Genomic DNA, 13779 nt, shown 5'->3' with positions numbered 1-13779 from the left:
AGCCCTAATGCGTAGGTGATATTATCCCTGCCCCCAGATGCTCGTCTCTACGTGCGCGGCGATCGAGCCGTCGCAGCCGTCGCACCTGACCAGCGGCTCCGGTAGGCACGCATGACCGCTTGGGCGCTCGATGCGGAGCACGTTTCAAGCGAACCTTCTTAGTGAAATCTCGACCCCACCGCCTGCCGTCGTGACCGACCGGCCGCTCAACAGCGGGAAGATACCGGAGCGCTAGCGTCCCGTGCTTCGGTCGTCCGCGGCGATGACGTTCCCGCTTGAGCATCCGCGCGCGTGCAACTTCTCGACGCATCCTAGCCTCACTGCGCAATTGTTGACAGTGCCGTAATGATTGGAAGAGCGCTGCAAGACCAACGTAAGAAGAGCTAAGAACCCTCCTGTAGGGCACTGGATGTGTAGCTCTGGCGAACCCGTGACTTCAGCCGCCGCTGCTCGATGTCGCGCTTGATCTTCGTTAGATGAGATCTGCGTTCAGGTTCGTCCTTATACTTGCTGGCCTGTTCGATGATCATCAGGCAGAGATCGAGTAGCTCGTCTGCATCAGAGGCGTGCACTTCATCCGTCTCGTAGGCGAACATCAATAGACGCAAAAGGAAATTGCGAATTATCCAGATATTCCCACGTTGACGGAGAAGGTCACTGACTCGACCAGGCCAGCCACGCTCGGCCAACGAGTATTGGAAGAAGCACGCAATTACAACAGCTTCTTCGGATATCGGATTCCCCTCATCTCTGAGAACTCGGTCGAGTATCTTCGTGAGCTTGCGAGATGCAAGTGTTGTGCCAACCGCGCTCATCACAATCGCCGCGGGAATGGCTCGACCGTATTCGTCAATCACCTCATCGCGGTCGCTCCCATCCGACTTGCCAATACCAAGATCTGTGATCAGCTTGACCACGAAGTCTAGGAACTGGTTATCGTCATGAATCACATCCATGGTGTCGGCCCAGCGGTCGAGCACATCGTGCAAGAGCTGCTGCTTCAGCCCGAGCGCCTCAACCTGGTCGGAGTCACGCAGAACCGTCGATACAAGTTCCAACGTGCGCAGGAGCTGAATGGACTCGGGAACCTCGTCCTCATGTACTGTCGGAAATGGAGGCAGATCTTCGTCGTCTTCGGAATCGAACAATACGTCCTTCCAGCCGGTGTCGGCACTTCGCTCGATCTCGGTAGCGGCTGGTTCAGGCGACTCCTGGTGTTCCGGCTCGGGTAGCGGTTCAGGCGAATCAAGTCGAGGCTGAGCGAGCTCCAAGGGCTCGAAAACGCCCGAGCGCTGATGTGGCTCCCCATCGGGTTGCAGGAGCACGCTCAAGCGACTGAGCAAATCGGCGTCATGCCGATAGAGGGCAGCGTAGTCGGTAATTGCGTCCGAGTAGTATAAGGGCCGCTCGAGAAGGCGAAGACGAAAGTCGGGGTCGGTGGTGGCGCGCTTAGCAGCAAAAATGTGGAGGAAACTACTACGGGCAAACTCGATGTGGTTTCCCCGGCGCCTCAAGATCTTCCTGTCGAGAAAACTCTTCAGTACTTCTGACGTTGACTCGTCCCACCCAAATTTGTCAAAGGTGCTCTCAAAGGACGCTTGGACTGCCACCTCGCTTTCCCCGCCGACGCCTTTTTCGACGAAGTTCTGCGCTAGTCCCCCGAGTAGGGCCTCACGAGCGGTTTGGTCCAAGCCGAATCGGGCATCTTCATGAGGGTCTCCACGGCCCAAGAGGAGGCCGATGTAGTCATCCAAGATTGATGTTTGAGAGGCGTTGGCGGCAAACTTTCCGCCCTGAACTAGTACCGAGATCATGAGTGAAACGGTGAACGGAGTCTTTGGTAGATTCTCGGCTTGCAGCATCAACAGCACCTGCTCGGCGAGCTTAAGATAGTCGGTAGGTGACGCAATGCGCGCATACTCGCGAACATCTGCCGCCGACAGCTTTCCAACGTACCGCACCCTAGGTTTGGAGCCAAGCCGTGCTAGGCGATCGACGACTTCCTCTTCGGTTCCTTGAACGCATCCGATTATTGTGAGAAGCGCGTCGGAGGACGATATCTCCTCCAAGGTGGCGTCCGATAGTCGATCAACGAACGGGCTGAAGTTGTCCAGACCAAGGACATAAGGCGGAAGTTCATCACCGCGTTGTTGGATGAGTTGGTGGCGTAGCGCTTCAAGTTGAACGGCATCAGTTAGTGGATTTGACCTCTTGCGGCAAGACCCAAATTGTATGTAGAGCGGACTGGCTCCGCTCAGATAGTTAGCTGCTTCGAGTGTCATCCACTTGATGGCGGTTGTGAGGCCGGTGTTTTCCTCCGCGGCGACGATGAGTATGTCGCCGTGAGTTACTTCTTCCCGCGGGTCGAGGCGATCAATCTTACCCTCGCGCTTAGACGATCTCGCTTTGATGTACTCAGCGTGAGGAACGGGCAGTAGCACTGGTGGAAGGATAACGTCGGAGACTGGTCTGTCAATCACACTGTCAAGGGTGTCGGCGAGTATCGAGTCCTGTCGCATGTCGTCCGCAAAGTCATTCTGGGCTTCGCTGACGACGTCTCTGACGATGCCAGCGCTCGTAAGTTCTACGCTCTCAGGTGCAGCGAACTGCGCGAGAAAGGCGGGAAGATCGTCGTAGTTCTCGCCGTAGGAGACTGGGACGATCTGGTCGTTACTATGAAGGACTCGGAGTTCCTCAAGTTCGCTCTCCCTGCACAATCTGAAGTGGTCGACGGCTGACGGAATGAAGTTTGACCTGTGCCAGGCAATCAATTGGCCAAAGTTGGGATCACCGAGCCCTGCGCCGAAGCCGACGTATACGAGAGACTTGAGGGTGGACGCGGCCTTCTGCAACGCCTGCGCAGCATCGCTTTCGAGGAGCAAGTCGTATTGACGCTCGGTGAAGATCACTGAGTCTGGATTGTTCCATCGCCCATGGAGGTGGCCGACGTCTCTACTTTCAACTCCGGCCAAGACGTGTTGCATCTCGACTGGTCGCGTCCAGTCTGTCCCTCGACGGTCGTTGTTCTCTAGAAGGGTGTCGTAGTTTGTGGTGAGTAACGGGTACGGTAAAGCTCTGAGGCGCTTTGCCAGCTCGTCCTTTATTGGGGTCAGTTGGCCGACGGTCTCCTTCAGCCACTTGGGGACAACGTAGTCGCCATGTCGATTCAGTTCTTTGAACACTCCTGATGCCGCCGACAACACCGCGTCCATGTCGTCCTGCTCGAAACCATAGTCCAGAGAGGCGCGAACCTGGACTTCCCACCCTGGTTTCGTTCCGAGAGCGGTGGCTTCTCTGACACCATCTTCGATCAAGCCCCGCCACGTGGAGGCTGCCTGTCCATCAGTCGTGGCGGCGCTGAATCCCGTCCCAACAATGAAAACCAGGTTCTTACGTTCTAACGCCGACTTCAATCGCTGTTCCATCTATCCTCCGAGGGTCTCCCGCAGTTTAGACGAGCATGCGCGAATTTGACCGGCTACCGGCCGTCAAGTTAGAGGGTTGCTGACGCCAGTAGTTGCCGAACCGTCACGGTTCGGCAGAGTAGCTGATGATGGCCAATCCTTTGAGGTAGCTGGCGATGATTGCTACCCATCGCGTGCTCTACGCCGCTACCGTTCGGCGGCGCTTCTTTTTGGGGGTCTTCCCTCTCGCCTTGCGACCGGCGTCCATGAACGGCCGGAGGGCCTCGCGCAGGATGGAGGCGTTCTCATTCGTCAGGTCAATCTCATAGGCGCGGCCGTCGATGGCGAAGAGGACGGTCTCCCCGGAGGTTCTGTCCAGTGCTGTCCCGTCGATGTCATCGACGAGCATAGTGACGCTGCGCTTGACCATGCTTCCATCCTGCCACTCGTATGCCGCGGTGACTTGTGATTCGGTCAGGTGGTGAGCACTACTTGCTTGACCGCTGGTAAAACTCGACCAGGTAGCGCTCATGGCCCTCGTTCATGAGGAGCTCGTTCTGGTGCGTGTAACCGTGCTCCTCGAGAAGATCGTGTACCTCATCCCTGTCAAGGTCGAGCGCGCCGACTCTCCAGATTCCCTCGACCTTCCTGCTTACGATGCGTTCCTCTTCCTCCTGTCCTAGCCGGTGCCTGATGTCACGAAGGCTCTCCTGCATGGGTAACTGCTTGCTCCAGCTTTTCGGCAACTGGAAGGGAAGGTCGTGTATGACTCCCCAGGCCACCGTGTCGCGCATAAGAAAGCCGTTCTTCGGTGTCCGATTGCCCTCCAGCACTCTGGGGTGTACCCCTCCGAGTGGCTTCTTCACTTCCCCCATGGTCCCTCCTTGTTCTAGTGCAATGTCTTCGATCGCGACGCGAGTGTAGCGTCGATTTTCTCGCCCGCCTCTAGTTGCTGACCGGATTTATCTTGCGCTTCCGCCCTTGGCGCACGAGCGAGGATTGCGCTCACTTTTTGCCACCGCGGGGCGCTCCCGCCGTACCTGCCGCGCCCAAGGTCGCAGGCCTAGCATCCTCCTTCAAAGTCTGACGCTGATTCGCCTCTTCTCTGATGTACGCGAGATACGCGACCTTGAACTGTCGGCTGTGGGATGCAAAGAAGACGGGCATCCCGTCGCGATCAAACTGCTCTGCGCGCCGCATCGCCTGCTGAGTGGCAATGATCAAGTGGCGCATCAACACCTCGATGCTCTGACCCTCGGTGCGGCCTGTTAGCTCGGCGTACTGAGCGACGAGCTGAAGGATGAGATCCGGTGACTCGACTGGGTCGGCTCGCATGGAGTACGCCATGCGAGCGATGGCATCTTGGCGGGCTGGGTGGAGCGGGCTGCTGGACTGCGTCATGGCGCCACAGTAGGACAACTCCCCGTGCCTGTAAACTACTAATGACCAGGGTTTTGTCTAGTAGGAACTCGGGCGACTCCCGCAGATCCGTGTTGGACCTTTGATGTGTCCCGAGAGTGTCCCGTAGGGCGGGAGGATGCCGATCTCCAGGCGATTCCGAGAGTGTGATTGTCGGCACAGTGTGTATGGTGCGACCCGGAAGGGGCGGGCGTGACCCTGCTAAGGTGGAGTCCCCTCACGGGGACCGCGGGTTCAAATCCCGCCGTCTCCGCACTGGATCTCAGCTCGAAACCCTCGCCTCGGCGGGGGTTTCTGCGTTGCACGACGCTTGTTGGAATCGCCAGCGCGGTGCGCTGACGTCACCGCGCCCCGTAGGCGTGAGCGCGCCCCTCCGGAGACCCGCGCCCGCGTCTGTGACCCGCGCTCACGTCAGCGCACCGCGCTGGGGAATCCACCAGGTGTCGGACGGGGCGGTCAGGCGGAGCGACGGAGCTCGCCGTGGTGGCGGAGTTCGCGGAGGATGCCGAACGAGCCGGCGTAGTGCTCTTCGGTGAGCGTGTTGAGCGCGGCGAGGGTCCCGCGGTCGAGTCCGGAACGGACGGCGATCGACTGCAGTTCGCGGCGTGAGATCGGGAAGTCCACGGTCCTGAGGAGTGACTTCAAATCGGCGCAGGCCGCTGTTTCAGGCGGCTCCACCGTGTCGGGGTAAGGTCTGGCATCCATGTCCACATTGTCGGTAGCGTCCCCCGAAAAGGCGACAGTCGGACTCCGTTCTGGCGCAAGAGGGCGCTAGCCTGACGTGAAATGATGCGAGGGAGCGGCACCGTGCCCGACGACCGCGACACCGGGACGCCGGCCCCGACGGACCTGGCGTCTGCCGCCGTCGAGCTACTGCGCGTCCCGCTCAGCGGCTTCGTGGCGGAGCGCAGACGCCTGGCCGTCGCAGCGCGCGACGACGGGGACGACGACCTGGCGACGGCGATCCTCGCGCTCCGCAAACCGACGGTCGCCGCCTGGGCGCTCAACGTGTTGACGGCGCACCGCCCGGACCTGCTCAGCGAACTGGAACAACTCGGCTCCGCGCTCGGCGACGCCCAACGCTCCGGCGACGCCACAGCGCTCCGCACGCTCGGCACCGAACGTCGCTCGCTGATCGCGACGCTCGTCACCGCCACCGTCGAAGCCGCCGCAGCGGAGGGAGCGTCCCTCTCCGGAGCGGTGATCGAGACCGTCCGCCAGAGTCTGCAAGCGGCGAGTGCCGACGCCGACCTCGCCGCGCAGGTGTCGTCCGGTCGACTGACCGACGCCCCGACGTCGAGCGGAGCGGGGTGGGGCGGTGTGGTCGGCGGGCCGGCACCCCCGGCAGGCGCTCCACCGCCGACGGCTCCGTCGGGACGCCGGGCGACGGAGACGGCGACCATTCCGGCGAAGAGGACGACCGACGCCGACGCCTTCGGGCCCGGCTGGAGGCGGCCGAGCGCGACGAGGAGGCAGCGTCCAGCGCGAGTGAGGAGGCGACCGCCTTCCTGGACGAGTCGGCGGTCCGGCGGTCGGGACTCCTGCGTGACCGCGAGGACCTCGCGAGGCGGCTCGAGGAGCTCGACGCGGACATCGCCGACGCCGAGCGCGAGTGGGCCCGACGCCAACGAGAGGCTGACCGGGCGCAGCGTGCGAGCGACGCAGCACACGAGGACGTCGAGCGTCTGCGGAGCGCGCTCGAGGACTGAGTCACCGAGCTGATCGAGTCACCGCGGTGCCGAAGCCCCGCCGCGACCGATCGCCGCTCGAATGTTCCGGCGCACGCACCATGCGGCACGCGCCTAGACTCACCGTGTGGGTGAAGTGCGACAACCGGAAGCATCGCGGCAGCGACGGACACAGCAGCTGGAAGCGGAGCGTTTCGAAGGCATGCCGATCCTCGCTGACGTCCCGCAGCACGATCGGCTGAGCCTCGTCGCCCCCGATCTCGCGTGCACGATCTGCACCGCGACCCTCGAGCTCGGCGACCGCGTGTTGCGCTGCCCCGCCGGTCACAGCTTCGACATCGCCCGGCAGGGGTACGCCTCGCTCGTCGTCGGCGGTCGGACGCCGAAGACCGGCGACACGCAGGAAATGGTCGCGGCCCGCGCAGCGTTCCTCGAGGCCGAGCACTACGAGCCGATCGCGGACCACGTCGCCACGACCCTGCCGCTCGCGCGCTTCCTCCCGGACGGCTCGGTCGACGACGACAGCGCCCCACTCGTCGTGGACATCGCCGGCGGGACCGGCTACTACCTCGGCCGGATCCTCGACGCCCGACCGGCCTGGCGCGGGTTCGGGTTCGACCTGTCGCCGCTCGCAGCACGTCGCGCCGCGCGCGCACACGGCCGGGCTGCAGCGGCGACCGCTGACGCCTGGGCGCCGTTCCCGCTGCAGGCGGCGTCGGTCGATCATCTGTTGAGCATCTTCGGCCCGCGGAACGGTCCCGAGATGCGTCGGGTGTTGCGCCCGGACGGCCTGCTCACCGTCGTGACACCCCAACCCGGTCACCTGGCCGAGCTGCGCGACCGACTCGGCATGATCGGGATCGCCGAGCGCAAGGACGCCCGCCTCGACGCGCAGCTCGACGGCTTCACGCTCCGCTCCCGCGACACGCTCGACTACGCCGTCGAACTCATGCCGGAGGAGGTGCGCGACGAGGTCCGCATGGGGCCGAGCGCCCACCACCTCGACGACGACGTGTTCGAGCAGGCGATCGCCGACCTACCCGGCTACACGACGGTCACGGTCGCCGTCACGCTCAGCGTCTTCGCGCCCGCCTGACGCCGGCCAGCGCGACGCCGGCACCGCGAGGCCGGCGTCGGGGCGTCGGTGGTGCGTCGATACGATGGAGGGCACTCATCGAAAGGCGCTCATGACGATCACCGCTGCCGCAGACGGCTCCGCCCTCGGCAACCCCGGACCCGCCGGCTGGGCCTGGTATGTCGACGACGATTGCTGGGCAGCCGGGGGATGGCCGCACGGCACGAACAACATGGGCGAGCTTCGCGCCGTCCTCGAACTGTTCCGCGCCACCGAGCACCTCGACGAGGACCTCCACATCCTCTGCGACAGCAAGTACGTCATCGACTCCATCACGAAGTGGATGCCGGGCTGGAAGAAGAAGGGCTGGAAGAAGGGCGACGGCAAGCCCGTCATGAACCTCGAACTCATGCAGGAGATCGACGCCGCCATCGCCGGGCGGCGCTACCGGTTCGAGTGGGTGAAGGGGCACGTCGGTCACCGACTCAACGAGGCCGCCGACATCCGTGCCCGCACGGCCGCCGAGGCGTTCCAGCGCAAGACGTCAGTGCCGGAGGGACCAGGCTGGACCGGCGCCGGAGCTGCGGCGACCCCGGAGGCCGACGCCGTCGCAGACGCCGCCGCAGAGACGACCGAGCCGGAGCTGTTCGCCGAGCTCGAGGTCCAGGAGGAACGCACCGCCCCCGTGTTCGACGCGGAGGACGACGGCGCGCTGTTCTCACTCGACGTCGAGCCGACGTGGCACCAGCTCACCCTCGACCTCACGACCGACGAGCACGAACGCCTGGTCCGTCGTGCCCGCGAGGCCGGGACGAGTGTCCAGGAGTTCCTCCGCGGCCTCATCTGACGTCGCTTCCGAGTTCACAACTCAGGACGAGCGCGGCGTGTCCCGCGCGGCACGCCGCGGCGGAGGGCACCGCGCCGAGCGCATCCTGAATTGCGAACCGGACGGCGCGCGCGCAGGGGCAGGCGACCGGGTCAGCGGGCGGCGGACTCCGGAGCGTCGTCGTCGACCGGCACGGCCGCACCGTAGGTGGCGTCCACGAGGATCGGCAGGTGGTCCGAGATACCGCGGCGGAGCGTCTGCACCCGGTCGATCTTCAGGCCCACGGACGTCGCGAAATCGAAGTGTCCACGGAACATCTTGTAGCGCGTGTAGGTGCTGCGGTCGCTGAGGCTCAGATCGTAGCCGCTCTCCTGCATCTTGGTGCCGAGGCCCTTCTGGAAGAGCGGGTAGTTGTAGTCACCGACCATGAGCGTCGGGACGTCGCCCATCGCGTGCAGCTGCTCGTGCGCGGCCTTGATCTGGTGCCGACGCAGTGAGTTGAGCGCGGTGAGCGGGGCCGCGTGGAACGAGGCGACGATGAGTTCGCGCCCAGCCTCGACGTCGGTGAGGCGGGTGCCGATGAGCCGCTCGTGCGCCGGCGCGAGCACCATGTCGTGCAGCGACTTCTTCAGCGCGAACGTCTGCGTCGACTCGGCGGTGAACCGGTCGCGGCGGTAGTAGATCGCCAGGCCGAGCCGGTTGCGGTGGGTGCTGTCGGCGAGGTGCAGGCCGCCGAGTTCGGCTGGCAGCTGCAGGGTGTCGGCCTCCTGCAACGCGAGGACGTCCGGGCCGAACTCTTCGGTGAGTGCGACGAGCTCGCCGCTGGCCTTGTTCTTGCGGAGGTTGTAACTGATGACCTTCATCCCAGCCTCACATTCTGTTGGCAGAGCCCAAGCCTACGGTCCTTCCCGTCGCCCGGTGCTCTGGAGGGGTCCGGACGACGGTGCGTCGCCGGTTGCCGACGGTCAGCTCGACGAGTCGATGACCGTGAGCCGTTGGGTGGCGCGGGTGAGCGCGACGTACCGGAGTGACAGGGCCGCGTGGCCCGTCCCGCCCAGCGCGTCGGGCTGCACGAGGACGACGCTGTCGAACTCGAGGCCCTTGCTCTCGCGCGCGGTGCCGGTCCACACCCGGGCTCGATCGGCTCCGGCCTCGGCGAGGAGGGCGTCGATCTCCGCCAGGAGCGAGCGGGGAGCGATGACGCCCGCGATGCCGGCGTGTGCGGTGATCGCGTCGACGGAGGCGCGGACCGCCGTCGGGGCCAGCGCGGCGGGTTCGACCGTGAGCTGCACGGGCTCCTCCTCGCCGCGTCGGATCGACACGGGCGCCGGGGAGTCGGGGTCGAGTTCGAGCCGGACGGGATCGGCGAGCGCCATGATCTGCTCGGGCGTCCGGTAGTTGACGGTGAGCAGCTCCTCGGTCCAGCGCGGGAGTTGCGGGCCGAGCAGCTGCTGCCAGCTGGAGCGGGTGGCGGAGGTGCTCTGCTGGTTGATGTCGCCGACGAGCGTCATGGAGCGGTTGGGACCGCGTCGCAGGACGGCGCGCAGCAGCATGGGGGTGAGTTCCTGCGCCTCGTCGATGATGACGTGCCCGTAGACCCAGGTGCGGTCGCTCGCGGCGCGTTCGGCGGGGCTGCGGTCGTCCTCCACGGTCTGGCGGTCGGCGAGGTCCTGGGCGGAACGGAGGTAGTCGTCGTCCTGGGCCTCGTCGTCAATGCTGATGTCACCGATCATCTCGAGCACACTGCGCGCGTACTCGACGTCGTGGCGGCGCTCGTAGGCGGCGCGGCGTTGCCGTTCCAGCTCGGGGCGCTGATCCTCGCCGATGAGCTCGGCGGCCTCGTCGACGAGGGCGATGTCGCCGGGCGTGAGCCGCGCGGCCCAGTCGACCTCACCCGCGCCGTCCGTTCCGGCGGCGGGTTGACGGAGCAGCAGGCGACGCTCCTCCTCGGTGTGGTCGGGAGCGACGCGAGCCAGCAGCTCGGGATCGGTGAAGAGGCGGTCGATGATCTCGGCCGGCTCGAGGATCGGCCACATCGTGTCGAGCAGTTCTTCGACCTCGGGCTCCTCGCTCAGCTCCTGGCGCCGCTCGTCGGCGTCCTCACCTGTGCGGGGTTCGAAGCCGTCGCGCTTCGCTTCGAGCCCGATGAGGTGCGTCAGCACGGCGCGGTCGAACCGCAGCTTGGCCTCGTTGTGCGGGGTGCCCGATCGCTCGATCCCGGCCTTGATCCGGCGGAGGACGCCCGGCGTGACGCGGAGCGGGCCGTCGCCGGCGATGCGGATGGTGACCGGCTGGTCGAGCGGCACCTGACGCTCGCGGACGGCCCGGGCGACGACGTCGGCCATGCGCAGCCGGCCCTTGAGCTCGGCGGCCTCGAGCGAGTCCTCGGCGTGCGCGTCGAGGCCTGGCACGAGGGTCGCCGGTGTCACGAGGACGACGGCGGTCTCGCCGAGTGACGGCAGCACACGGCTGATGTAGTCGAGGAACGTCGAGTTCGGCCCGACGATGAGCACGACGCTGCGCATGAGTCGCTCGCGGTGCTCGTAGAGCAGATAGGCGGCACGGTGGAGGGCGACGGCGGTCTTGCCGGTGCCCGGACCGCCCTGGACGAGGAGCGTGCCGGGGAGGGGCGCCCGGATGATCGCATCCTGTTCGGCCTGGATGGTGTCGACGATGTCGGCCATGTGCTTGGTACGAGCGCGACCGAGGGCCGCCAGCAGCGCACCGGACTCGCCGATGCCGCTCGGCTCGTCGTCGCTGAGCATGGTCGTGTCGAGCACCTCGTCGTGCACCTCGGTGACGCGGCGACCGGCCGTGCCGATGCGGCGGCGCAGGCGGAGGCCTTCGGGGCGGAGTGGCGTCGCCGTGTAGAACGGGCGCGAGGCCGGTGCGCGCCAGTCCAACAGGAGCTGGTCGCCGCTCTCCGGGTCGCGGAGCCCGATGCGGCCGATGTGGTGCCGTTCGTCGGTCTCGCGTTCGAGGAGGCCGAAGAGGAGTCCGTAGCTGGACGAACGCAGCTCGACCATCCGCTGGCGGTGGTGGGCGACCAGGGCGTCGCGTTCCGAGAAGCTCGAGTCGTCGTCGCCGTCGAAGGCGCGGAGGGCGAGTTCGGAGCGCCGTTCCTCGAGGTCCGACTGCGACCGGATGACGTCGTGCAGCCGATCGAGATGGTCCTGTTCCTCGGCGATCGCGTCGTTCTGCACGGTGCTCCTTCTGGGTGTGGCGCGGTCCGTGTTCCGGGTTCCCTGCGAGGACCGCACGAATACGGTAGTCGCTTTCCGGGCCCCTCACCGCCCTTGAGCGTGAGCTCCCAGAGAGCTGGAGGCTGCCGTCGGGGCGCGGATTCGGGCACCGAGTGCGTGCTCGTCGATAGGCTGACGGGCATGAGCACACCGGACGGATCGAAGCCGCAGCCCCTTGCGCCGCAGCAGGCACACTCGCAGCAGTCGGTTCCGCCGCAGCCGTACCCGCAACAGCAGCTCCAGCCGCAGCAGTACGGGGTGCAGCCGTACGCCCAGCAGGCGCCCTACCCGCCGCAGTACGGCATGCAGCCGTACGCGCCCGTGTACCCCGCGCCCTACCCGTACCCGGCGTCGCCGCCGAAGGGCCTCAGCATCTCCAGCATGGTCATCGGCCTGGTGTCGCTGTTCTTCGGGTTCACCTTCGTGCTCCCGGTCGTCGGATTCGTCCTCGGCCTCATGGGGCTCCGCCGTGAGCCCGCCGGTCGGGCGATGGCCATCACGGGCGTCGTGCTCAACGGGCTGTTCCTGCTCGTCTGGGCGGCACTCGTGCTGCTCTGGGTGTTCGTCATCGGCGGCCTGCTCGCCGGCGTCGGCGGTGCGGCCTCCACGGGCATCGCCGCCTGACCGCCGGTCAGTCGCTGGGCCGCCGGTCAGCCGGCCGGGACGACCGTGCTGATCATCGACAGCACCACGGCGCCGTCGACCTCTTCGCGTTCCAGCCACACCGCGATGCTCGAGAATTCGCCCAACGACGCCACGTGGGTGCCGCCGCAGGCGATGACCGCAGGGCCGCCCGGCAGCTCGCAGTGCCAGCTGCGCCGATCGGTGAGCAGCTCGCCCTCGCGATCGATCCGGACGGCGGCGCCGCTGTCCAGCCAGCCGTCGAGGGTGTTCCGGATGCGTGACCCGAGTGCGTCGAGGTCGTCGAGGGCGGCCGGGTCGAACCCCTTCCGACGGAGCGACTTCCCGATGCGGTAACGGTCGGTCGACGCGTTGGGGGCGATCCGCGACGACTCGCAGGCGAGCGCGTCGAAATCCGGGGCTCCGAGGGCATCGGGGACGACCTCCTTGCGCCAGGCGTCGGCGAGCGCGGCGTTCAAGGCGAGTGATGCGAGGTGGCACCCGGAGTGCCCGGCGGAGAGCGCGTGTCGGGTGGACGCGTCCACCTCGATGCGGGCCGTCGCGCCCTCGACGGCGCTCCGTGCCGTTTCGATGGAGACCAGGTGGGCGACGAGGAAGGCCCACCCCTCGGTGCCCTTCTTCACGGGGATGTCGGCGCCGAGGTACAGCCGGGTGCCGTCGCTCGCGGTGACGACGCAGTCGGTCACGGCGACCTCCACGGCGCTGGGGCCCTCACCGAAGGTGATGGTCGCCGAGTCGGCGGGCTGGTCGGGCCACGCGGCGTCGACGGGGTGGCAGGCCGTCTCGTCGAGCACGACGGCGAGGTGGTCGCCGACGGCTTCGACGTGCAGCACCGTGCCCGTCGAGACGAGGGCTCCGGTGGGATAGGTGACGCGCGTGTCCGTGACGGGGAGGCTCATGTCCCCACGCTATCGCGACCGGCCCGGACGCCCGTCGGCGGCTGTCAACCCCGGGAGACCGTGGAGGATCACGTCGTAGAGTCCGGGGACACGGAGCGCGACGCGTTCCGCGGAGAGGAGTGCATCATGACGGATCAGCAGGACCAGCGTTCAGGCGACGACCTCGCGACCGGTGCGGCCGGAGCGGACCAGGAAGCCTGGGAGGGTGCCGACATCGACACCGCAGAGCTCGTGAGCTCCGACCAGACGACCGCCGGACCGGGCTCGGACGGGTCGAGTCAGACCGTCGACGGCACCGGCTCGGAGGACGCGGCTCCCGACGAGGAGCAGGCGACCGAGGAGGCCGTCGAGACCCCGGAGCCCTCGACCGAACTCGACGCACCGCTGGCCGAGGGCGAGGGTGGCGACGCCGACGGTTCGGCCGACCACCAGCCCGACTCCGGGCCGGCCTCGGAGGCCACCGACGACGCCCGCGAGGTCTACGACACCGCACCCGACTGAGTCGGACACCACACGACCGACGGGCCGTCATCCGATCCCTTCGGACGACGGCCCGTCGCGCGTTGCGGGCGTCGTCGGCCTCG

Annotated in this window: 13 protein-coding genes; 5 read left to right on the top strand and 8 right to left on the bottom strand. The window is 66.2% G+C overall.

Going from position 1 to position 13779, the window contains the following annotated elements:
• Nucleotides 1-383 precede the first annotated feature (383 nt).
• The 5 genes from BWO91_RS17470 to BWO91_RS17455 form a co-directional block, all read right to left on the bottom strand.
• On the bottom strand, nucleotides 384-3425 hold the full coding sequence (locus BWO91_RS17470; protein ID WP_079003485.1) for an SIR2 family NAD-dependent protein deacylase: 3042 nt from the start codon (nucleotides 3423-3425) through the stop codon (nucleotides 384-386).
• Nucleotides 3426-3603: 178 nt separating this feature from the next.
• Nucleotides 3604-3834 (bottom strand): Lsr2 dimerization domain-containing protein, encoded by a 231-nt coding sequence (locus BWO91_RS17465; RefSeq protein ID WP_153303531.1) that lies wholly within the window; start codon nucleotides 3832-3834, stop codon nucleotides 3604-3606.
• A 58-nt stretch (nucleotides 3835-3892) separates the two neighbouring features.
• The gene (locus BWO91_RS19810; protein ID WP_153303530.1) at nucleotides 3893-4279 is read right to left on the bottom strand and encodes a hypothetical protein; all 387 of its coding nucleotides are present in this window, start codon (nucleotides 4277-4279) and stop codon (nucleotides 3893-3895) included.
• Nucleotides 4280-4409: 130 nt separating this feature from the next.
• Entirely contained in the window at nucleotides 4410-4805 is a 396-nt protein-coding gene (locus BWO91_RS17460; RefSeq protein ID WP_079003483.1) for a hypothetical protein, read from the bottom strand.
• Nucleotides 4806-5279: 474 nt separating this feature from the next.
• Nucleotides 5280-5528, bottom strand: coding sequence for a DUF2795 domain-containing protein (locus tag BWO91_RS17455; protein ID WP_139205375.1), 249 nt, complete (start codon nucleotides 5526-5528; stop codon nucleotides 5280-5282).
• 81 nt (nucleotides 5529-5609) lie between these two features.
• On the opposite strand from BWO91_RS17455, the gene BWO91_RS17450 reads away from it, so the two are divergent.
• From BWO91_RS17450 to BWO91_RS17440, 3 genes are all read left to right on the top strand, one after another.
• Nucleotides 5610-6545 (top strand): hypothetical protein, encoded by a 936-nt coding sequence (locus BWO91_RS17450; RefSeq protein WP_079003482.1) that lies wholly within the window; start codon nucleotides 5610-5612, stop codon nucleotides 6543-6545.
• A gap of 168 nt (nucleotides 6546-6713) precedes the next feature.
• A complete protein-coding gene (locus BWO91_RS17445) occupies nucleotides 6714-7607 on the top strand; it encodes a putative RNA methyltransferase (RefSeq protein WP_079003481.1) in 894 nt (297 codons plus the stop codon).
• A 91-nt stretch (nucleotides 7608-7698) separates the two neighbouring features.
• Complete coding sequence (locus BWO91_RS17440) at nucleotides 7699-8433, top strand: RNase H family protein (RefSeq protein ID WP_079003480.1); 735 nt, start codon at nucleotides 7699-7701, stop codon at nucleotides 8431-8433.
• 131 nt (nucleotides 8434-8564) lie between these two features.
• Here BWO91_RS17440 and BWO91_RS17435 read toward each other — a convergent pair whose 3' ends face one another.
• Both BWO91_RS17435 and BWO91_RS17430 read right to left on the bottom strand, forming a co-directional pair.
• Nucleotides 8565-9275, bottom strand: a complete 711-nt coding sequence (locus BWO91_RS17435; RefSeq protein ID WP_064296862.1) for an endonuclease/exonuclease/phosphatase family protein — start codon at nucleotides 9273-9275, stop codon at nucleotides 8565-8567.
• 102 nt (nucleotides 9276-9377) lie between these two features.
• Nucleotides 9378-11615: a HelD family protein gene (locus tag BWO91_RS17430; RefSeq protein ID WP_079003479.1), complete on the bottom strand. Its 2238-nt coding sequence runs from the start codon at nucleotides 11613-11615 to the stop codon at nucleotides 9378-9380.
• A gap of 180 nt (nucleotides 11616-11795) precedes the next feature.
• Here BWO91_RS17430 and BWO91_RS17425 point away from each other — a divergent pair, with 180 nt between their 5' ends.
• Nucleotides 11796-12278: a DUF4190 domain-containing protein gene (locus BWO91_RS17425; RefSeq protein WP_079003478.1), complete on the top strand. Its 483-nt coding sequence runs from the start codon at nucleotides 11796-11798 to the stop codon at nucleotides 12276-12278.
• A gap of 26 nt (nucleotides 12279-12304) precedes the next feature.
• Here the strand turns inward: BWO91_RS17425 and BWO91_RS17420 are convergent, their stop codons facing one another.
• Nucleotides 12305-13195 (bottom strand): metal-dependent hydrolase, encoded by an 891-nt coding sequence (locus tag BWO91_RS17420; RefSeq protein WP_079003477.1) that lies wholly within the window; start codon nucleotides 13193-13195, stop codon nucleotides 12305-12307.
• A 126-nt stretch (nucleotides 13196-13321) separates the two neighbouring features.
• Here BWO91_RS17420 and BWO91_RS17415 point away from each other — a divergent pair, with 126 nt between their 5' ends.
• Entirely contained in the window at nucleotides 13322-13696 is a 375-nt protein-coding gene (locus tag BWO91_RS17415; protein WP_139205372.1) for a hypothetical protein, read from the top strand.
• The last annotated feature ends 83 nt before the right edge of the window (nucleotides 13697-13779 follow it).

The organism is Plantibacter flavus (assembly GCF_002024505.1).
In the GTDB taxonomy this organism is placed as follows: Bacteria; Actinomycetota; Actinomycetes; order Actinomycetales; family Microbacteriaceae; genus Plantibacter; species Plantibacter flavus_A.
This window is presented reverse-complemented; position numbering and strand designations above follow the sequence as displayed.